This window comes from Thauera sp., from assembly GCF_047601425.1.
GTDB lineage: Bacteria > Pseudomonadota > Gammaproteobacteria > Burkholderiales > Rhodocyclaceae > Thauera.
In genome coordinates, this window is the sequence record NZ_JASGJL010000001.1 from 355611 (window position 1) to 374435 (window position 18825).

Genomic DNA, 18825 nt, shown 5'->3' on the forward strand with positions numbered 1-18825 from the left:
CTTTTGCATGTCATTTGCCGCCGTGCTGTCAGCCTGGCTGTCGCCGGGGCCGGTGTCGGCCGGGGCGCTCGAGCCGATGCTGGCCGGCCGCTGGCATGACGGGCTCGATCCTTCGGCCTATTGGGTGAGCGAGAAGCTGGATGGCGTGAGGGCGCATTGGGACGGGCAGCAGCTGCGCTTTCGCAGTGGGCGGCCGATTGCGGCGCCGCCATGGTTCGTCGCCGGCTTTCCGCCGATACCGCTCGACGGGGAACTATGGCTTGGCCGGGGGCGTTTCGACCAGCTGTCGGGGTTGGTGAGGCGCGAAGCGGCCATTGAGCAGGACTGGCGCCGGGTGCGCTACATGGTGTTCGATTTGCCCGGGCGGCCAGGGCCGTTCAACGAGCGCCTGCACGCCCTGCAGGAACAGGTTGCCGCCGTTGGCGTTTCCCATCTGCAGGCCGTGCCGCAGTTCCGCGTGGAGACCCGTACGGCGCTGGCGGCGACGCTTACCCGTGTCATTGCCTCGGGCGGCGAAGGCTTGATGCTGCATCGGGCAGATGCCGAGTGGCAGCCGGGGCGCGGCGATGCGATCCTCAAGCTGACGCCTTTCCTCGATGCCGAGGCCAGGGTCGTTGCCCACCTGCCAGGCAAGGGCAGGTACAGCGGGGTGATGGGGGCGCTGGAAGTGGAGTCGGCCGAGGGGCGGCGTTTTCGCCTTGGTACGGGTTTCAGTGATGCGGAACGCCGTGACCCGCCGGCGATCGGCAGCGTGGTGACCTACCGCTATCGCGAACTGACCGCGCGGGGCGCGCCGCGCTTTCCGGTATTCCTGCGCGTTCGCGATGGCGGGACGGATTGAGGCTGCCTATTTTTTAAGCAGCTTCTTCGGAGGCCGTGACATCAGGCAGTTGAGGCACTTATCCACAGCTTGTCCAGCCGCCTGTTCACGGCGGTTGGGGAAAAGTGCGGGCCTGGGGACGAAGCCGGCCTCACTGGCCGCGCATGAAGAAGCGGTCGAGGTCGCCCATCGTCAACTGCGTCCAGGTGGGACGGCCGTGGTTGCACTGGTCGGCGCGCTCGGTGGCTTCCATGTCGCGCAGCAGCGCGTTCATCTCGGGAATGGTCAGCTGGCGGTTGGCGCGGACGGCGCCGTGGCAGGCCATGGTGCCGAGCAGTTCGTTGCGGCGCGCGGTGACGACTTCGGAGGCGGGGAATTCGCGCAGTTCCTCGAGCAGATTGCGCATCAGCTCGGCAACCGGCGCATTGGCGAGCAGGGCCGGCACGCTGCGCACGGCCAGCTCCTGCGGGCCGGCGGCGCCGACGTCGAAGCCCATCGCCGCGAGGACTTCGCTGCATTCCTCGGCGGCGGCCATGTCTTTGGGGCCGACCGAGAACACTGCCGGGATCAGCAGCCGCTGCACCGAAGGACGGCCGTCGAGCACGGTCTTGAGCTTTTCGTAGAGGATGCGTTCGTGGGCGGCGTGCATGTCCACCAGCACCAAGCCGGCGCGGTTCTGCGCCAGGATATAGACGCCATGCAGTTGCGCCAGGGCGAAGCCGAGCGGCGGCGCGCCGTCGCTGTCCTCGGGCAGCGGCTGCGGTGCCATGGACGGCGCGCCGGCCGGCGGACGGGCGCTGGCAGCGAAATCCAGATAGGCGCGGCTGGCGGAATCCATTGCCAACTGCCCTTGGCGGGGCGTCTGTGAGGGCCAGGGGCGGGTGTTGTCGTAGCCGGCGCCTTGGCCCGCGTGCTGGCCTGCTGCGCCCGCATCCGCCGGGCGTTCGGCCGCCGAGGCATAGCGCAAGGTGTTGGCTGCACCGCCGAAGCCGGTGCCGGGTGCCGCCGGCGCGCCGGCCTGGGTATCGAGCCGCCCGGCGCTGGACTCCGCCAGCACGCGCTTGAGCGCGTGGTAGACGAACTGGTGCACCGCGCGCGATTCGCGGAAGCGCACCTCGATCTTGGCCGGATGCACATTGACATCCACGCCCGCCGGATCGAGCTCCAGGAACAGCACGTAGGCCGGATGGCGGCTGCCGTGCAGGATGTCGGTGTAGGCTTCGCGCACCGCATGCGTCAGCAGCTTGTCCCGGACGAAGCGGCCGTTGACGAAGAAGAACTGCGCGTCGCGGCTGGCGCGCGAGTAGGCCGGCAGCGAGGCGAAGCCGGTCAGGCGCAGCAGGCCGCCTTCGGCCGACACTTCGCGCGCGTGCTGCAGGAAGTCGTCGCCCATCAGCGCGCCGATGCGCGCCGCGGCCGTGCCCGGCGGCAGGCGGTGGATGACGCGGCCGTTGTGCGACAGCTGCATGCCGATGTCCGGCCGTGCCAGCGCGACGCGGCGGAACATGTCGTCGCAGTGGGCGTACTCGGTGCCTTCGGTCTTGAGGAACTTGCGCCGTGCCGGGGTGTTGTAATACAGGTCGGCGACGTCCACCACCGTGCCCTGGTTGAGTGCGGCGGGCGCCAGGCTGCGGTCGCCACCGTCGATGCGCCAGGCATGGCCGGCGCCGGTGGCGCGGCTGGTGATCGAGGTGCGCGCCACCGCGGCGATGGCCGCCAGCGCCTCGCCGCGAAAGCCCATGGTGCCGACCCGCTCGAGGTCGTCGAGGGTGGCGATCTTGCTGGTGGCATGGCGCTCCAGCGCCAGCGCGAGGTCGTCGCGGCCGATGCCGCAGCCGTCGTCGGCAACGCGGATGCGGCGCACGCCGCCCTGTTCCAGTTGCACCTCGATTGCGCGTGAGCCGGCATCGACGGCGTTTTCCAGCACTTCCTTCAATACCGAGGCCGGGCGTTCGACGACCTCGCCGGCGGCGATCTGGTTGACCAGCAGGTCGGACAGGCGGTGGATGACGGACATGGCCGGACCCGGTTCGGTGGGGGAGGGCAGGATTATACGGGGCGGCCCCCATGCCGGGGCGGCCCGGCGCTGCTGCGGACAGTGGCTGGCGCTGCTTCCGGTATGATGCCGGGCCGAAGTCCCTGGACATGACGCGCATGAGCAAGCCCCTGCCAGCCCTGCAAGCCGATCGCCGGACACTGCGTCCGCGCACGGTGCTGGCCTTGGCGATCGGCTTGGCGCTGGCGGCGTGTTCGTCGCCTGGCACCGCGCCCGGGGCAGCGAGGGAGCGCGGCTTCCATCCCGGCCAATTGCTCAAGACCGATCTCAATCGCGTTGCCGAGACGCATCAGCACCACATTTTCGCCAGCCTGCGCCGTCTCGCCGACAAGCTCTACAAGCGCAATCCGCGCGAATGGCGCAAGTCGGACGCGGCGAGCGCCGAGGCGGCCATTTCGCGCATCTTCGACGAGCGCCACCGCTGGCGTTTCGCTTCGCTCGGCAACCGGCGCGATCTGGATGCGCTGCATGTCGCGCTGCACCCCGAATACCGCGGCGACCGGGTGCAGGCGCTGGTGGTGGGGCTGGCCAGCATGGTGCAGTCGGCCTTCGGCGACCGGGAAGGTTTCTATCTGCTGGATGATCTGGAGCCGCAGCACCTCTACAATGCGGCCCGCAACGTCGAGATCGCGATGTGGAAGCTGTTCGACTGCGCGCGACGGCAACGGTGCATTGCTGCTGTTGTCGAACGACTTCGGCTATCCGCCCAACCTCAGCTTCGAGCGTGAGTTCGGCCGCATCATCGGCCTGCTCGATGCCTTGTCCGACGTGATCGAGGAAGAGACCGAGCGCACGGTGACGCGCGTGGTCCAGAACCTGACCACGGCAGTCTTCCTGCCGGTGTATTGAGCTGCCGGCTTGATCCGGCCCTCCCAACCCATAGCTTTCAACATGAAGTCCATCGTCATTCTCGTTTCCGGCCGCGGCAGCAACATGCAGGCCATCGTCGATGCCGCCATTCCCGGTGCGCGCATCGCCGCCGTCATCAGCAATCGCCCGGACGCCGGCGGCCTGGCTTACGCTGCCGGCCGCGGCATCGATACGGCCGTGGTGGACCACAAGGCCTATCCGGATCGCGCCGCGTTCGACGATGCGCTGGCCGGGTGCATCGATCGCTTCGCCCCCGATCTGGTCGTGCTGGCCGGTTTCATGCGCGTGCTGACCGATGATTTCGTGCGCCGCTACGAGGGCCGCCTGATCAACATCCATCCTTCGCTGCTGCCATCCTTTCCGGGCCTGCACACACATCGGCGTGCGCTCGAGGCCGGCGTGCGCGTGCATGGCGCGACGGTGCATTTCGTCACGCCCACGCTGGACTGTGGCCCGATCATCGTCCAGGCCGTGGTGCCGGTGCTGCCGTGCGACGACGAGGCCAGCCTGGCGGCGCGGGTGCTGATGCAGGAGCACCGGATCTATCCGCAGGCGGTGCGCTGGTTCGTTCGACGGGCGGCTGCGCGTCGATGAAGCCGGACGCGTCTCCCTCTGCGGCCTTGCTATCGAAGCTGGCGGCGGGTATGTCGTGCCTGCCCTTGAAGATGCGGGAGCCGAACCATGAACATGAAGCGGCGCGACATGCTGCGAGCCTTGCCGGTGTTGATCGGCGGGGCGTTCCTGCCTTTCGGGCGGGCAATGGCTGCAGTGCCGGCCTCGGCCGGCAGCATCCGTTTCGACGTGCATTACGGGGCGCAGGGCTTCAAGGTCGGTGAAGCGCTGCATGAGTGGAAAATCGAACGGGACCGTTACGCCTTGCGCCTGAATCTTGCGGCAAGCGGCCTGGCGGGCCTGTTCGGCCTGCAGTACGAACAGCGCAGCGAAGGCGGCGTCGGACCGGAGGGGATGCGGCCGGATTCCTTCGTCGTCGATCAGCGCGGACGCAAGCTTGACAGCGCGCACTTCGACTGGGCGGCTGCCCGCGTCAGCCTGCGCCGCGACGGCAAGGAGCGTCGTCATGGCACGATCGGGCCGGGCGATCAGGATCTGCTCAGCCTGTGGCACCAGGCGCGGCGCTTTGCACGCGCCAGCCAGCCTGTGGCGCTGAACGTGATCACAGGCAAGAGCATCAAGCAGGCAAGGCTGGCGCCGCTCGGGCCGGAGAAGCTGAAACTGCCGGCCGGCGAACTGGATACGCTGAAGATGCGGGCGACGGCCGAAGGCGGAGAGCTGGACATCGACATCTGGCTGTCGGTCCAGCATGAGTTGCTGCCGGTTCGCATCCGCATCACCGATGACGATGGCGGCGTGCTGGATCAGCGTGCTGCAATGATCGAAGCGGGCCCGCCCGGCGCGTCTGCAAATACAGAGAAGAGCTGACATGAACAAGAGCAAGGACAAGAGCAGGAACAAGCCTGGGCGGGCATCCGCCGGTGCGAGCGGAGGTACGGCAAGGAGCGAGGCAAAAGGCGCCGCTGCAGTGGCCGAGGGGGCCATTTCGCGTGCGTTGTTCATCCAGACCACACAGGTTCTCGGCGCTGTGCTGGCGTTCGAGTTTCCGGCCGATGCCGTGCTGTCGCGCCATTTCCGCGACAACCGCGAGCTGGGCCACCGCGACCGCGGCTTCATCGCCGAAACGGTCTATGGCGTGCTGCGCCGCCTGCGCTGGCTGCGCCGGCTGGCGGGTGACCAGGCGACGCCGCGTGAACTGCTGCTGGCCTGGTTCGCCCGCGGCGAGGGCTGGCCGATGCGCAGTTTCGAAGGTCTGGCCTCGGCCACCGAGCGCGACTGGGTGGCGTCGGTGAAGGCGGCGGAGCTGGGCGAAGCCAGCCTGGCCGAACGCGCCGACCTGCCCGACTGGCTGGCCGAACGCCTGCTGCGCAGCTTCGACGAGGACGGCGTGCTGGCGCTGGCGCAGGGCCTGAACCGGCCGGCGCCGCTCGACCTGCGCGCCAACCTGCTGAAGATCGACCGCGACACCGTGCTCTCGCGTCTGCGCGAGGATGGCATCGCCGCCGAGCCGGGCAGGCTGTCGCCGCAGGCGGTGCGCTTGTCGGGCAAGCCGGCGCTGCAGAAGCATCCGCTGTTCCTGGACGGCAGCTTCGAGGTGCAGGACGAAGGCAGCCAGTTGCTCGGCCTGCTGGTGCAGCCCAGGCGTGGTGAACTGGTGGTCGATTTCTGCGCCGGCGCTGGCGGCAAGACGCTGCAGCTGGGCGCGATGATGCGCTCCACCGGCCGGCTGTATGCCTTCGACGTGTCGGAGAAGCGCCTCGCCAAGCTCAAGCCGCGCATGGCGCGCGCCGGCCTGTCGAACGTGCATCCGATGCTGATCGCGCACGAGAACGACGCCAAGCTCAAGCGCATGGCCGGCAAGGCCGACCGCGTGCTGGTCGATGCGCCCTGCACCGGCCTGGGCACGCTGCGCCGCAACCCGGACCTGAAGTGGCGCCAGTCGCCGGCTGCGGTGGATGAAATGGTGGCCAAGCAGGGGGCGATCCTGGCTGCGGCGGCGCGCCTGGTGCGTCCGGGCGGGCGTCTGGTCTATGCGACCTGCAGCCTGCTGGCCGAAGAGAACGATGCGATCGTCGAGGCTTTCCTCGCGGCGCATCCGCAGTTCCTCCCGGAGGCGGCGCAAGAGGTGCTGGCCAGGCAGGGCGTGGCGCTTGAGATCGGCGAGCGTCTGCGCCTGCTGCCGCATGTGCATGACACCGACGGCTTCTTCGCGGCGGTGATGGAGCGTGCGGCGGATGCCTGAAGCCGGGGTGCCAGGCTTGCGGGCCTGGTTGTTCCGGGGGCTGCTGCAGGGGATCGTGATGGCTTTGGCTGCGGCCCTGCCGCCGGCAGCATCGGCGGCGCAGCGCTTTGCCGCCAAGGGTGAGGTCGAAGTTGCTTTCGCGCCGCGCGACGATGCCGAATCCTTGCTGGTGCGTGTAATCGAGCAGGCGCGCCGCAGCCTGCATGTGCAGGCCTACGCCTTCACCAGCAAGCGGATCGCCAATGCGATGGTGGCGGCCCACCGGCGCGGCGTGAAAGTGCAGGTGCTGGCCGATGCCCACATGAACCGCAGGCCCAAGGGGAACGCCTTGCCGATCCTGCTGGCGGGCGGAGTGCCGGTGGCGGTCGAGACCGAATACAACGCCGCGCACAACAAGGTGCTGATCGCCGATGCAGACGGCCCCGGCTGCGCGGTGTCGACGGGCTCGTACAATTTCACCTGGTCGGCGCAGAACCGCAATGCGGAAAACGTCATCGTGCTGCGCGGCCATTGCGAACTGGCGCAGGCTTATCGGGACAACTGGCTGGCGCATCGCCGCAAGGCGATGGTGATCACCGCGCTGCCGTTCAAGCACTGAACGGCGAGGCGGGGCGTTCAGCCGCGGATGGCGTCGGCCCAGCAGTTGGGGGTTTCGTACAGGCGCACGCGCTCGAGCCGCAGGTGGTTGCCGTAGGTGTCACGATAGGCTGGATCGAGGATGCGGAAAGCCTCTGCGGCAAGGTTCTCCGCGGTCGGCACGACGTCGAGCACGACGGTCTTGTGGCCGGGGATGGCGTCGAGCATGGCCATGACCTGGGTGTCGCCACGATAGACCAGGAAGGCATGATCCCAACGCGAAACGACGAGTTCGTTGGCGATGCGCTTGACGTCGGCGAAATCCATCACCATGCCATTGACCGGCAGGCCATCGGCCTTGATGACTTCGCCCGAAAGCGTCACTTCCAGCGCATAGCGGTGGCCATGCAGGTGGCGGCACTGGCTGGCGTGATCGGGAATCCTGTGTCCGGCATCGAATTCGAGACGGCGGGTGATGCGCATGGCTGACCTCATTCAAACGGGCGCGGATTATAGCACCCGCACCATGCCGCCCTGCTGCGGCGATACCCGCAAGTAATTGAGCCCGCGGTGCTTTTCCGGGAAGGCGGGGAAACGGGCGTGAACGAAAAAGGGCTGACGATTTGCGTCAGCCCTCGATGCCGTGTCGCACGGTGCTCAGCGCTCTTTCTTCTTTGCGCGGGCTTCCTTCTTCAGGGTCTTGTACAACTCGGGGTTGGTAGCCTTCAGGTATTCGGCCACTTCCACGTCGTCCTTCTTGACCTTGCTGATGTCGATCTGCTCGACGTGCACCAGGCGCAGCAGCGCTTGCACGGGGCGGGGAATGTTGCGGCCGCTTTCGTAACGGGAACCGCCGCTCTGGGTGACGCCGATCTTGGACCAGAACTGGGACTGGTTGAGGCCCAGTTTGCGACGGATTTCACGGACGTCGATATTATCGTTGGATTTCATCTCTGTTTCCTTTGTTGAGTGCGCTTGCCATGGGTTTACCATGACGCCGCTGGTGCAATTGTAGGCTGGTTAATGACTAATACTACGGAAAAAAGTATAGATCACTATCCCGTGCAAATACAATGACAAATATCACGTTTTTGTCATTAAGAGCATAAGGGGTGTGTTTGGCGGTTTTGGTGTGCAAGGCACTGCAAAGTTCTCCGCCTTTCGCTAGAATCGCCCGCTTTATCCACCGGTATTTGGATACTACGATGGCACTGATAGTTCAGAAGTACGGCGGCACCTCGGTCGGCAGCCCCGAGCGCATCAAGAACGTCGCCCGCAAGGTGGCGAAGTTCCGCGCGCAGGGGCATCAAGTGGTTGTCGTGGTGTCGGCGATGAGCGGCGAAACCAATCGCCTGATCGCACTCACCAAGGAAGTCGCGTCGAACCCCACGCCGAGAGAGCTCGACGTGGTCGTGTCCACCGGCGAACAGGTCACGATCGGCCTGCTGTGCATGGCGCTCGAGGACATCGGCGTGCCGGCGAAGAGCTACACCGGTGGCCAGGTCAGGATCCTGACCGATTCGCTGCACACCAAGGCGCGCATCCTGGACATCGACGATGCGCCGATGCGCAAGGATCTTGATGAGGGCAAGGTCGTCGTCGTCGCCGGTTTCCAGGGCGTGGACGAGCACGGCAACATCACCACGCTCGGCCGGGGCGGTTCGGACACCACCGGCGTGGCGCTGGCCGCTGCACTGAAGGCCGACGAATGCCAGATCTACACCGACGTCGATGGCGTCTATACCACCGATCCGCGCATCGTGCCCGAAGCCCGCAAGCTCGACACCATCACCTTCGAGGAAATGCTGGAAATGGCCAGCCTCGGCTCGAAGGTCCTGCAGATCCGCTCGGTCGAATTCGCCGGCAAGTACAAGGTCAAGCTGCGCGTCCTTTCCAGCTTCGAAGATCGCGAAGGCGAGGGCACGCTCATCACCGTTGAGGAAGACAAGAACATGGAACAACCCATCATCTCCGGCATCGCCTTCTCGCGCGACGAGGCCAAGCTCACCGTGGTCGGCGCACCCGACAAGCCGGGCATCGCCTACCAGATCCTGGGGCCGATCGCCGAAGCCAACATCGACGTTGACATGATCATCCAGAATGTCAGCCATGACGGCACCACCGACTTTTCGTTCACGGTGGCGCGCGGCGATCTGGACAAGGCGGTCAAGGTGCTCGACGGCGTCAAGGCCCACATCGGCGCCCGTGAGATCGAAGCGGACAAGACCATGTGCAAGGTATCCATCGTCGGTGTCGGCATGCGTTCGCACCCGGGCGTGGCTTCGCAGATGTTCCGCACCCTGGCCGAGGAAGGCATCAACATCCAGATGATCTCGACCTCGGAAATCAAGATTTCGGTGGCGATCGAAGACAAGTACCTGGAACTCGCCGTGCGCGCGCTGCACAAGGCTTTCGGCCTGGATGCGCAGGTCTGATAAAGCTAGTGAATAGCGTTTGACCGGGAGGCGCGAACTCGCTATGATCGCGCCTTCCTGATGGAGACGTGGCCGAGAGGTCGAAGGCACTCCCCTGCTAAGGGAGCATACCGTCAAAAACGGTATCGAGGGTTCGAATCCCTCCGTCTCCGCCAGACAAGCACATGACCCGCTGATTCAGCGGGTTTTTGCTTTTCTGGCGCTCGAATCCGTCTTGGCGGTCCGGTGCCGCGTCAGCACACCGATTCCGGGTAGTCCACGATCTGCTGATAGACGTATGCCTTGAGCAGCATTGCGTCGTTTGCATCGAGGCCGGTGAACTTGAGGCCGTAGCTGTGAATGCCCGTGCCGTTTGCCGCCACATGGTGGCTGACGATCATGCTGTCGGCTTCCAGCGTGACGCTGTTGTCATGCAGCATCAGCGCGGCACTGAAGCGCAAGGGGGAATCCGGGTCGAGCGGCTGCTCCGTGCAGACCAGTGCGCCGAGGGCGCTCAGATTCTCGATCTGCGCGCGGACCGGTTCTGCCCGGTCTGGGGAATTCGACTGCAGCATGGCTTCGAGCTCGGTCCTTACGCGCTGGGATCGGCGTACGGGCCGGCCGAAGACATTGTCTGGAAAGGACAGATAAACGTGGTCGAAGGGCAGCCGGCTCACGCGCATCACCGATGCCCGGAAGGCGTAGGCGTTGGTTCCGGAGAACCCCCTGACGAGCACGTTGTCGTTTTCCACCAGTTCCAGCCGGCGTCCGCCAATGGTCGGTGCGGTGACGATGATCGAGCGATCCTTCAGATAACCCACTAGTTTGACGTAGGTTTTCTGCGATTTCAGCGGCATGCCCCAGTCGAGCTGCAGCGAATCCCCGATCAAGGGGCGCATGTCGGCGAGGCTGCTGCGGTCGGAGTGGGCGCCAGTCCGGGGCGCCTGATCTCGTGCGGGTTTTCCTGCTGCGTCGGGAGTGTCGGGCGAGGCCGTTGCAGTATTCATGGTGCATCCTGGATGGGTCTTTTCCGATTGTACGGCGTCCACGAATCCGCAGCACCTGGAGAGCTGAGCTTGTGTTCGCGTCCGGCCTGCTGCACCCTTCGCGCTCATGATCATCCCGTTCCAGAATCTGACCTGCCCGCTCGATGCCGCCCCGCTGCGGCGCGAGGGTTCGGCCTGGCGCTGCCCGTCCGGCCATGGCTTCGACATCGCCCGCGAAGGCTACGCCAACCTGCTGCCGGTGCAGCACAAGCGTTCGCGCGACCCCGGCGACAGCAAGGAGATGGTCGGGGCACGCCGGCGTTTCCTGAATGCGGGGCATTACCGGCCGATTGCCGACGAGGTCAGCCGCAGCGTGCTGGCTGCGCTGCCGCAGCAGGGGCAGCTGAGCTGCCTCGATGCCGGCTGCGGTGAGGGCTACTACCTGCGCCGGCTCGGGGCGGTGGCCGAAGCCCGCGAGATCGCCCTGATCGGCGTGGATATTTCCAAGTGGGCGGTACAGGCGGCAGCCAAGCAGCAGCGCGAAGCGACCTGGCTGGTCGGCAGCAACGCCCGGTTGCCGGTGGCGGATGCCGCGCTCGACTGCGTGCTGTGCATGTTCGGCTTTCCGGTGTATGCCGAGTTTGCCCGGGTACTCAAACCTGGTGGCCTGCTGCTGCAGGTCGATGCCGGACCCGATCACCTGCGCGAGTTGCGGGAGATCATCTATCCGGCGCTGAAGCCGGAGCGCGGGGAGAGCCGCCGGTGCCGGCAGGATTCGATCGCGGTGCATCCGGCAGCCTGCGTTTCACGCTGGAACTGGAAGGCGCCGAGGTGATCGCCGATCTGCTGTCGATGACGCCTCACCTGTTCCGTGCCACGCCCGAAGGGCGGGCGAGGGCGGCGGCCCTGACCGCGTTGTCGCTGACCGTGGATGCCGGAGTGCTGGCACTGGTGCGCGACGGAAGGTCTGCCGGACACGATTCCGGCGGGTGATGGCGGTTGTGCATGAATGCACGCGGCTTATGAAATCGGCCTGCGCGGTGGCCTTCGGCTGTGTTACAAAGAGCATCGATCCCATCCGTTTTTGCTGCGAGCGTTGAGCGCCATGAACAAGGCTGACCATCCCGTCGTATTCGGCACCGAAGACCTGCTGCTGGGTCTGTGCAACTCCGTGGCCTCGGTGCTCGGCAAGGCCACCCAGGAAGAGATCCGCTTCTCCGGCATGGTGCAGAAGATCACCAAGACCTGCCTCAAGCCCGACATCGGCTGCTTCGTGCTGTTCGATGGCGGTTTCTCCGGGCTGGTGGTGATGAACTTCTCGGCCCAGGCGGCGATGGAGATCTACGAGCGCTACATGCTCAGCATGGGGATGGCCAAGGATGAACTGGCGGTGTCCTACACTTCGGACGAAGTCAGCAACGTCATGGGCGAACTGATGAACCAGATCGTCGGCAACTTCACCGGCAAGGTCGGCCGCGAACTGCAGATCGACATCACCCAGAACCAGCCCAAGATGCTGGTGCTGACCAAGCAGGTCATCCTCAGCGTCGATACCAAGCTGGACCAGCCGGAAGCGCGGCGGGTGACTTTCTATACCGCGCAGAACAACGTCTTCTATCTGGAACTGGCGGTTGACCACACCGAGTTCATCAAGCTGGTCGATTTCGAGCCGAACGAGGCGCCCGATCCGGACGAACTGCTGGAACAGAACCGCCGGCCGTCCGAGGCCGCTGCGCCGTCGGCCGATGCCGACGATCACGACGCGCTGCTGAAGTCGCTGGGCATGTGATCGCGTCGGGCCTAGCGGCTTGCCTGGAGTGTGCGCCGGGCAAATGCGAACTGGCCCAGCGTCCATAGCAGGAAAGCCGTCCAGGCCAGGATCAGCCATGCTGGCGGAGCGTGCGGATGGGCCAGCATCCACCAATGAGTGCCCATGCTCAATATGGCGAAGGCGATGAGCCATGCCAGGTTCGGCTTCCGTCCATGCCAGGCCAGCCAGGCCGAATACAGGCCCAGCAGCACCGACAGCATGGCGAAACCGGCCATCCACAGTCCCCACCACGGATTCAGCAGGAAGCTCAGTTGCATTGCGGCCGGCATGGAAATCGCGATCAGCAGCGCCTTTTCCCGCAGGGACAGGAAAGCCTGGCGCAGCACGGCCTGTTCCAGGGCGGCTTGTGGCGGCAGGCCGGGGGCCAGGAACAGCTCGGCCCGCTGCCCCCGCAGCCGCGTGCGCAAAGCCATCAAGCTGCGTAGCGGCTTTTGCACGAGCATCGCCAGGCTGAACCAACTGATGATGAACATGACCGGATTGCCGGACACCGAGCGGGTTCTCTCCACGTCGGCGAAATGGCCGTAGATCAGCAATGTCGCGCTGCCGCCCAGGAAGATCGACCAGGTCAGCATCTGGCCGCGCGGGCCGTAGGTCTGGCGAAGGGTCTGGAAATCCTGCCCCAGAATCCTGGCGAGCATGGCCTGGCTGCCTTCCGCAAGCGCCGGAGAGGCGGCAGGTGCCGCCGGAATTCGCTCACCGAGCGGGGTGGCCGGCAAACGTCCGATGATGCGCAACTGCGGCGTCGAGTCTTCCACCCAGGCACCGAAGGACGCCAGCAGCACGTGCCGCCGCCGGGCGATGTGCCAGTGCCACGACAGCCCGGCCAGCAGCAGCGCGGCGCAGCCGGCGGCGAGACGGATGGCCGGCTCGTCCAGTCCGTCCCAACTGAGAATCAGCAACACGCCCGGCGCGAAGGCGAGCGGCAGCGGCAGGCTGATGACCAGCAGGCCGATGGTGGAGCCGAGCCACAATGCCGCGGCCAGGGACGGCAGGCTCGTTTCGGCAATGGCCTGTTCCGGCTGCCACAGCAGCATCGCCAGCATCGGCAGGCCGACGCTGAACAGCAGGTGAAGGCTGACCACGTCGCGAAGGGTGGCGCCGACGCGCGGCAGGCGCAGCGCCAGCATGCGGTCGAGCGTCACGCACATCCGCGTGCCCATGAAACCCCACCACAGCGCGGCCACGACCGTCCACGTCGCCGGCCAGAAGCGCCGTGCTTCGGCATCGCCGTCGAAGAAGGCGGGCAGGCTGCCCAGGCCGAGGCCGAACACGTACAGCACGATGCCCAGCACGCACACCCAGGTTTCGGGGAACAAAGGCCGCAGCGTGTGGGGGCGCTTTCGTGTCCTGCTCCGCGGCATGCGCTCAGCCATTTCGACCATCCCCGTTCGTCCTTGTGTCGATCCGGCGCCTGGCAGTCAGGAAATGCGCCAGCATCGCGCCCAGATAAATCACCCAGCCCAGCGCCGTCCAGGCATAGGACATCGGGCCATAGGGTGAATGCTGCTGGAGCAGCCACAGATTGGTGGAGAGGGACAAGGCGAAGAATCCCACGATCCGCGCGCTCGCCCACAGCGTGGTGGCGCTAAGCTCCTGTCCATGCCAGCTCAGCCAGGCTTTATGAACACCGTGCAGCAGCACGATCAGGGCAAAGCACACCCACCACAGTGCCCACCACATGTTCAGCGAATGGCTCAACTGCACGACTGCGGGCAGGAACAGGGCAAGCAGCAGTACCCGCTCCCCCACGCAGCGGAAGATCTGCCGCATCACTGCACCCTCCAGATGGGCGCGCGGCGGCAGGCCGGGGGCGAGATGGAGTTCCACCCATTGGCTGCGGCGCTTGGTGAGCAGCTTGTCGACCAAATGCTGGGAGTGGTCGATCAGAAGCATGAGCATGATGGCAAGGATCGCCACCTTGTCCTTCCCCCACGCCGGTTCGGGCCACACACGGCCGAGTGCAAGCAGTCCGGCGATGCAGCCCGCGACCAGTAGCCAGATCAGCCATTGGCCGCGCCGGCCGTAAGCCTGGCGGAAGGTCTGGAACCCGCGCCCAAGCATGCTGGCCAGCAGATCCTGGTCGTATCGGACCTGTACCGGGCTGGCGGATGAAACCATGCCGGCCGGGCTGCCGTTGACCGGTGGCGATCGGCGGCCGGTCTGCAATGGGAACGATGCCTGCAATGAACGGCCGCCCAGCCAGGCGCCACAGGGGGCCCAGATACCGGGGCGCAGCCGGGACAGATGCCAGCGCCAGCACAGTTCGGCCAGCAGCAGCGCGATGCTGCCGGCGACGAACTGTGCTGCAGGGGCGTCGACATGATCCCAGCCCAGGATCAGCGCAAGCCCCGGTATCACGGCCAGCGGCACCGGCAGGCTCAGGGTCAGCAGGCTGATGGCGGAGCCCAGCCACAGCGCGGCGGCCAGGGCGCTGAGCATGCTTGCCGAGGGCTGCCAGAGCAGTACGGCCAGCACTGGCAGGGCGATACCCACCGCTGCATGCAGGCTGACGGACTTGCGCAACGAGGAGGCGATGCGCGGCAGGCGCAGCGGCAGCATGCGGTAGGCCGTCAGGCTCATCTGTTGCCCAACCAGCCATGACCACACCGAGGCGATGACCACCCACATTGCTGGCCAGGGCGTTTGTGTCTCGGTACTCCGGCCGGAGAGAAAGGGGTACAGCGTCATGCCCAGAAAGACCGCCAGCAGCAAGGCGTAAAGCACGCATGCCCAGATCGGGGGAGCCAATTGGCGCAGGACGCGCGCGTTCATGCCGCCAGTTCCACGAACAGATCTTCCAGCGCCAGCGGGTTCAGCCGGGCTTCCGCCGGCCAATGGCCGGCCTGTGCGTCTGCATCGCGCAATACCAGGCTCCAGCCGCCTTCTTCCAGCGGCCGCCGCGCCAGTTCGCCTGCCAGCGGTGTGTCGGGCAGGGGCGTCGAGGCCGGCCACCACAGCCGTCGCAGGCTGTCCTTGATGTCGTCCAGCGCGGCGTGCAGGCGGATGCGGCCGCCGTGCAACAGGGCGATGTGCGAGGCCACCCGTTCGAGGTCGGAAATGATGTGGGTGGAGAACACCACCGTGGTGCCGTCCGCCATCGCCAGGTTGACGATCTCGCGCAGCAGGGTGCGGCGCGCAACCGGATCGAGCGCCGAAGCCGGCTCGTCCAGCACCAGCAGCGCCGGGCGGGGCGCCAGCGCGCGGACGATCGCGACCTGCTGGCGCTCGCCCGGCGACAGCGTGGACAGGCGTCGGTCGCCGTACAGATCCCAGGTGTCGAGCAGGCGTGCGGCCAGTTGCGCATCCCAGCCCGGGTAAAGCCCGGCGATCAGGCCCAGCATCTCGTCGATCGTCATCCAGTCGAAGCCGTCGGGCTGCTGCGGCACGTAGCCCAGACGCATCTTGTCTGCGTCGTCCATATGCTCGGGCGGCTTGCCGAACACCAGGGCGCTGCCGCGGTCGGCGCGGCGCAGGCCGAGCAGGCATTCCAGCAGACTGCTCTTGCCGGCACCGTTGCGGCCGACCAGGCCGAGGATGCTGCCGGGCTCGACGGCCAGCGACACGCCATCCAGGATGCGGCGCTTGCCGTAATCCTTGACGAGCTCCCGTGTCTCGATCAGCGGCGCCTGCACTGCGATTCCATCCATCTTCATTGCTCCCTGTTTTCGTTCTGCATGCGTTGCCGCAGGGCTTCGATCACCGGTCCTTCTTCCAGCCCGAGCTGTCCGGCCTGGCGCGCCACTTCCTCCAGCGCAGGGGCCAATGCCTGCAGCCTGTCCCTGATCGAACGGCTTGCCGGTGCCTGCGCTGCCACCACCATGCCCTTGCCGCGCTGGCGCTCCAGCAGGCCCTGGGCTTCGAGCTGGGCGTAAGCCTTGGAAACCGTCATCGGATTCACCGCGTGGGCTGCCGCCACTTCGCGCACCGAAGGCAGGCGCGTGCCCGGTGGGCACTGGCCGGCAGCGACCATGCGCGCGACCTGGCCGACGATCTGGCGATAGATCGGGTCGGGCGAGCTGGGCTCGATGTGCAGGCTCATGGCATCCATGTGTATTACTATAGCAATACACTTGGGCGATGCTCAAGACATCCCGCAGTCGATACTGCGGCAGCCGGTGCCGCGTACCGCGGCGGCCGATACTGCGGCACACTGAGGGTCTTTCTGCCAAGGAGCATTCCCGCATGAGCAAGGTCCTGATCATCAACGGCCCGAACCTGAACCTGCTCGGTACGCGCGAACCGCACATCTACGGTTCGACGACGCTTGCCGACGTCGAGAACAGCCTGCGCATGCAGGGAGCGGAACTGGGCCTGGAAGTCGATTGCTTCCAGAGCAACCACGAGGGCGCGATCGTCGACCGCATCCACCAGGCGAGGCTCGAGGGCGTGAAGTTCGTGGTCATCAACCCGGGCGCCTACACCCATACCAGCGTGGCGATCCGGGATGCCTTCGGCGGTGTGGCGATTCCCTTCGTCGAAGTGCATATCTCCAACGTGCACAAGCGCGAGGCTTTCCGTCACCGCTCCTACCTGTCGGACATCGCCGAGGCGGTGATGGCGGGCTTCGGCACGCTGGGCTACAACCTCGCGCTGCAGTTCGTCGCCAGCAAGCTGCGCTGACGTGCAGGGCCCGTGCCTGCGGTCAGGCATGGGCGATGGGGATCGGCAGGCGGCAGCCGTCTCTTGCCGGCTTTGCTTCGGTGGATGGATTGGTGGATAATCAGTAATGATTCCCATTAATTTTCATTTGCGTACGATAGCCAGGACCGGTCGTGGCCCAGTCCAGCTGGCCGAGGCGTCGTACAGCTTCAAGGCTGGCTGTGAACGTTACGGACCCCGTGTCCCCTCCAGGCATCACAACGCTCTACATGGACCATCACGCCTGGTTGCAGGGCTGGCTCGGCCGTCGTCTGGGCAATGCCGCGGATGCGGCCGATCTTGCGCATGACGCCTTTCTGCGCCTGATCGCCAGGCCATGCCGCTTCGACAGCGCACCGGAGGCGCGCAGTTATCTGCGCGCGATGGCCAATGGCCTGTGCATCGATCTCTGGCGCCGCCGCAGCATAGAGCAGGCCTGGCTCGACACGCTCGCCGCGCAGCCCGAGGCAGTGCTGCCCTCGGCCGAGCATCAGGCCATCGTGCTCGAAACTCTGTACGAGATCGACACCTTGCTGCTCAGCCTGCCGCCCAGGGCCGCGCAGGCTTTCGTGATGGCCGTCGCCTGCGACATGAGCTACAGGGAAGTTGCCGCTGAACTGGGTGTTTCGGTGCGCATGGTGGCCAAGTATGTCGCCAGGGCCACGCTGCATTGCCTGCATCATGAAATACGGCAAGGGGTGGAGGCATTGCATTTGGGCGGAGGCGTGCGCTGCGCAGCCACCGCCGCTTTCCCGGCGGCATCGTGAGCGCTGCATCGCCCGGCCCGATGCCGTCCGGGCCTTCGCACCGGGTACTGGAGCAGGCCGCCGAGTGGTTCGCGCTGCTGCTTTCGGGCGAGGCTACTGCTGCCGACCGCCGCCGCTGGGAGGCCTGGCTCTCGGCAGCGGACGAGCATCGGCAGGCCTGGGGCTATGTCGAAAACCTCAGCCGCCGGCTCGATCCGATCAAGGCCAGCGCCCAGCCGCGGCTGGCGGCATCTGCCTACAGGCAGGCTGGCGCCAATCGTGGGCGCCGTCGGCAGGTGCTGCTCGGTCTTGCCGCCTTCGCCGGCACAGGCGTGCTCGGCCTGGCCATCTGGCGTGATCCATCACTGTCCGATGCCGCGCCGGCATGGACGGCGGACTACCGCAGCGCTACCGGCGAAGTGCGCGAAATCGCCCTGGCCGACGGCAGCCGTGTCTGGCTCAATGCCGTCAGCGCCTTCGATCAGGACTACCGGCCGGACCAGCGCCTGCTGCGCCTGCGGCAGGGCGAAATGCTCATCGATACCGCGAGCGACCCGCTGCGGCGCCCGTTCCACGTCAACACGGCACAGGGCAGGCTGCGTGCACTCGGCACGCGCTTCAACGTGCGCCTGGACGGCGATGCGCAGACGACCCTGTCCGTCTATGGAGGGGCGGTCGAGGTGCAGCCTCGTGCCGGGCAGGCCACCATCGTCAGGGCCGGGCATCAGCTGAGTTTCACCGCTGCCGGCGTATCGGGCGCCAGGCCGGCCGATCCTGCACGCGAAGCCTGGACGCGCGGTGTGCTCATCGCCCGCAACATTCCGCTGGCCGAGGTCGTTGCCGAGCTTCGCAGGCATCATCGAGGCCATCTGGGGCTGGCACCCGAACTCGCCGGCCTGCCCGTTTTCGGCAGCTACCCGGCTGACGACCCCGAGCAGGCGCTCGCTATGCTCGAGACCGTGATGCCCATCGCGGTGCGCCGTCCCCTGCCGTGGTGGATCAGCATCGAACCCAGGAAGCCGGCCGCTGCTGATCGCTGATCCCGGCCGTTCGGCCCGACAGAAAAAACT

General features: G+C 66.3%; 21 protein-coding genes, 1 tRNA gene and 1 pseudogene. 15 read left to right on the top strand and 8 right to left on the bottom strand.

All coding sequences use genetic code 11. The features are described 5' to 3' along the window. Positions 1-7 precede the first annotated feature (7 nt). Complete coding sequence (locus QM748_RS01765; RefSeq protein ID WP_415245367.1) at positions 8-841, top strand: DNA ligase; 834 nt, start codon at positions 8-10, stop codon at positions 839-841. A gap of 130 nt (positions 842-971) precedes the next feature. Here QM748_RS01765 and mutL read toward each other — a convergent pair whose 3' ends face one another. Continuing rightward, positions 972-2837 carry a DNA mismatch repair endonuclease MutL gene (mutL, locus tag QM748_RS01770; protein ID WP_415245368.1) on the bottom strand — a complete coding sequence of 622 codons (1866 nt, stop codon included), beginning with the start codon at positions 2835-2837 and terminating at the stop codon, positions 972-974. A 137-nt stretch (positions 2838-2974) separates the two neighbouring features. Between mutL and QM748_RS01775 the strand changes: the two genes are divergently transcribed. From QM748_RS01775 to QM748_RS01800, 6 genes and pseudogenes are all read left to right on the top strand, one after another. After that, on the top strand, positions 2975-3604 hold the full coding sequence (locus tag QM748_RS01775) for a hypothetical protein (RefSeq protein ID WP_415245369.1): 630 nt from the start codon (positions 2975-2977) through the stop codon (positions 3602-3604). After that, positions 3558-3725: a hypothetical protein gene (locus tag QM748_RS01780; RefSeq protein ID WP_415245370.1), complete on the top strand. Its 168-nt coding sequence runs from the start codon at positions 3558-3560 to the stop codon at positions 3723-3725. Before QM748_RS01775 ends, QM748_RS01780 begins: the two co-directional genes overlap by 47 nt. A gap of 42 nt (positions 3726-3767) precedes the next feature. Continuing rightward, positions 3768-4431 (top strand): annotated as a pseudogene (gene purN, locus QM748_RS01785) (phosphoribosylglycinamide formyltransferase). Further along, on the top strand, positions 4428-5186 hold the full coding sequence (locus tag QM748_RS01790; protein ID WP_415245371.1) for a DUF3108 domain-containing protein: 759 nt from the start codon (positions 4428-4430) through the stop codon (positions 5184-5186). Before purN ends, QM748_RS01790 begins: the two are co-directional and overlap by 4 nt. Before the next feature lies 1 nt (position 5187). After that, positions 5188-6561: an RsmB/NOP family class I SAM-dependent RNA methyltransferase gene (locus QM748_RS01795; protein ID WP_415245372.1), complete on the top strand. Its 1374-nt coding sequence runs from the start codon at positions 5188-5190 to the stop codon at positions 6559-6561. A gap of 58 nt (positions 6562-6619) precedes the next feature. Then, complete coding sequence (locus QM748_RS01800; protein ID WP_415245373.1) at positions 6620-7159, top strand: phospholipase D family protein; 540 nt, start codon at positions 6620-6622, stop codon at positions 7157-7159. A 17-nt stretch (positions 7160-7176) separates the two neighbouring features. Here the strand turns inward: QM748_RS01800 and queD are convergent, their stop codons facing one another. Both queD and QM748_RS01810 read right to left on the bottom strand, forming a co-directional pair. Then, complete coding sequence (gene queD, locus QM748_RS01805; protein WP_415245374.1) at positions 7177-7620, bottom strand: 6-carboxytetrahydropterin synthase QueD; 444 nt, start codon at positions 7618-7620, stop codon at positions 7177-7179. A gap of 174 nt (positions 7621-7794) precedes the next feature. Beyond that, a complete protein-coding gene (locus QM748_RS01810) occupies positions 7795-8088 on the bottom strand; it encodes a helix-turn-helix domain-containing protein (protein ID WP_415245375.1) in 294 nt (97 codons plus the stop codon). A gap of 254 nt (positions 8089-8342) precedes the next feature. Between QM748_RS01810 and QM748_RS01815 the strand changes: the two genes are divergently transcribed. Both QM748_RS01815 and QM748_RS01820 read left to right on the top strand, forming a co-directional pair. Next, positions 8343-9572 (top strand): aspartate kinase, encoded by a 1230-nt coding sequence (locus QM748_RS01815; RefSeq protein WP_415245376.1) that lies wholly within the window; start codon positions 8343-8345, stop codon positions 9570-9572. A gap of 62 nt (positions 9573-9634) precedes the next feature. Beyond that, positions 9635-9727, top strand: a tRNA-Ser gene (locus tag QM748_RS01820). A gap of 78 nt (positions 9728-9805) precedes the next feature. Here QM748_RS01820 and QM748_RS01825 read toward each other — a convergent pair. Continuing rightward, on the bottom strand, positions 9806-10666 hold the full coding sequence (locus tag QM748_RS01825; RefSeq protein ID WP_415245377.1) for a flagellar brake protein: 861 nt from the start codon (positions 10664-10666) through the stop codon (positions 9806-9808). Between QM748_RS01825 and QM748_RS01830 the strand changes: the two genes are divergently transcribed. The 3 genes from QM748_RS01830 to QM748_RS01840 all read left to right on the top strand — a co-directional run bounded on the left by QM748_RS01830 (position 10665) and on the right by QM748_RS01840 (position 12326). Continuing rightward, positions 10665-11372 (top strand): putative RNA methyltransferase, encoded by a 708-nt coding sequence (locus QM748_RS01830; protein ID WP_415245378.1) that lies wholly within the window; start codon positions 10665-10667, stop codon positions 11370-11372. The genes QM748_RS01825 and QM748_RS01830 overlap by 2 nt on opposite strands. Beyond that, complete coding sequence (locus tag QM748_RS01835) at positions 11369-11530, top strand: hypothetical protein (protein ID WP_415245379.1); 162 nt, start codon at positions 11369-11371, stop codon at positions 11528-11530. The genes QM748_RS01830 and QM748_RS01835 overlap by 4 nt, the downstream gene beginning before the upstream one ends. A gap of 112 nt (positions 11531-11642) precedes the next feature. Beyond that, positions 11643-12326 (top strand): DUF3334 family protein, encoded by a 684-nt coding sequence (locus QM748_RS01840; protein WP_415245380.1) that lies wholly within the window; start codon positions 11643-11645, stop codon positions 12324-12326. A gap of 11 nt (positions 12327-12337) precedes the next feature. Here QM748_RS01840 and QM748_RS01845 read toward each other — a convergent pair whose 3' ends face one another. From QM748_RS01845 to QM748_RS01860, 4 genes are read right to left on the bottom strand one after another with little or no spacing between them, the layout of a single operon-like run. Continuing rightward, entirely contained in the window at positions 12338-13753 is a 1416-nt protein-coding gene (locus QM748_RS01845; protein WP_415245381.1) for a hypothetical protein, read from the bottom strand. Further along, entirely contained in the window at positions 13737-15143 is a 1407-nt protein-coding gene (locus tag QM748_RS01850; protein WP_415245382.1) for a hypothetical protein, read from the bottom strand. The genes QM748_RS01845 and QM748_RS01850 overlap by 17 nt, the downstream gene beginning before the upstream one ends. Continuing rightward, positions 15140-16018, bottom strand: coding sequence for an ABC transporter ATP-binding protein (locus QM748_RS01855; protein WP_415245383.1), 879 nt, complete (start codon positions 16016-16018; stop codon positions 15140-15142). Before QM748_RS01855 ends, QM748_RS01850 begins: the two co-directional genes overlap by 4 nt. A gap of 2 nt (positions 16019-16020) precedes the next feature. Continuing rightward, positions 16021-16410, bottom strand: coding sequence for a GntR family transcriptional regulator (locus QM748_RS01860; protein WP_415245384.1), 390 nt, complete (start codon positions 16408-16410; stop codon positions 16021-16023). 143 nt (positions 16411-16553) lie between these two features. Here QM748_RS01860 and aroQ point away from each other — a divergent pair, with 143 nt between their 5' ends. The 3 genes from aroQ to QM748_RS01875 all read left to right on the top strand — a co-directional run bounded on the left by aroQ (position 16554) and on the right by QM748_RS01875 (position 18795). Next, positions 16554-16991 carry a type II 3-dehydroquinate dehydratase gene (gene aroQ, locus QM748_RS01865; protein WP_415245385.1) on the top strand — a complete coding sequence of 146 codons (438 nt, stop codon included), beginning with the start codon at positions 16554-16556 and terminating at the stop codon, positions 16989-16991. Positions 16992-17239: 248 nt separating this feature from the next. Continuing rightward, a complete protein-coding gene (locus QM748_RS01870; protein WP_415245386.1) occupies positions 17240-17776 on the top strand; it encodes a sigma-70 family RNA polymerase sigma factor in 537 nt (178 codons plus the stop codon). Then, positions 17773-18795: a FecR domain-containing protein gene (locus tag QM748_RS01875; RefSeq protein WP_415245387.1), complete on the top strand. Its 1023-nt coding sequence runs from the start codon at positions 17773-17775 to the stop codon at positions 18793-18795. Before QM748_RS01870 ends, QM748_RS01875 begins: the two co-directional genes overlap by 4 nt. Positions 18796-18825 lie beyond the last annotated feature (30 nt).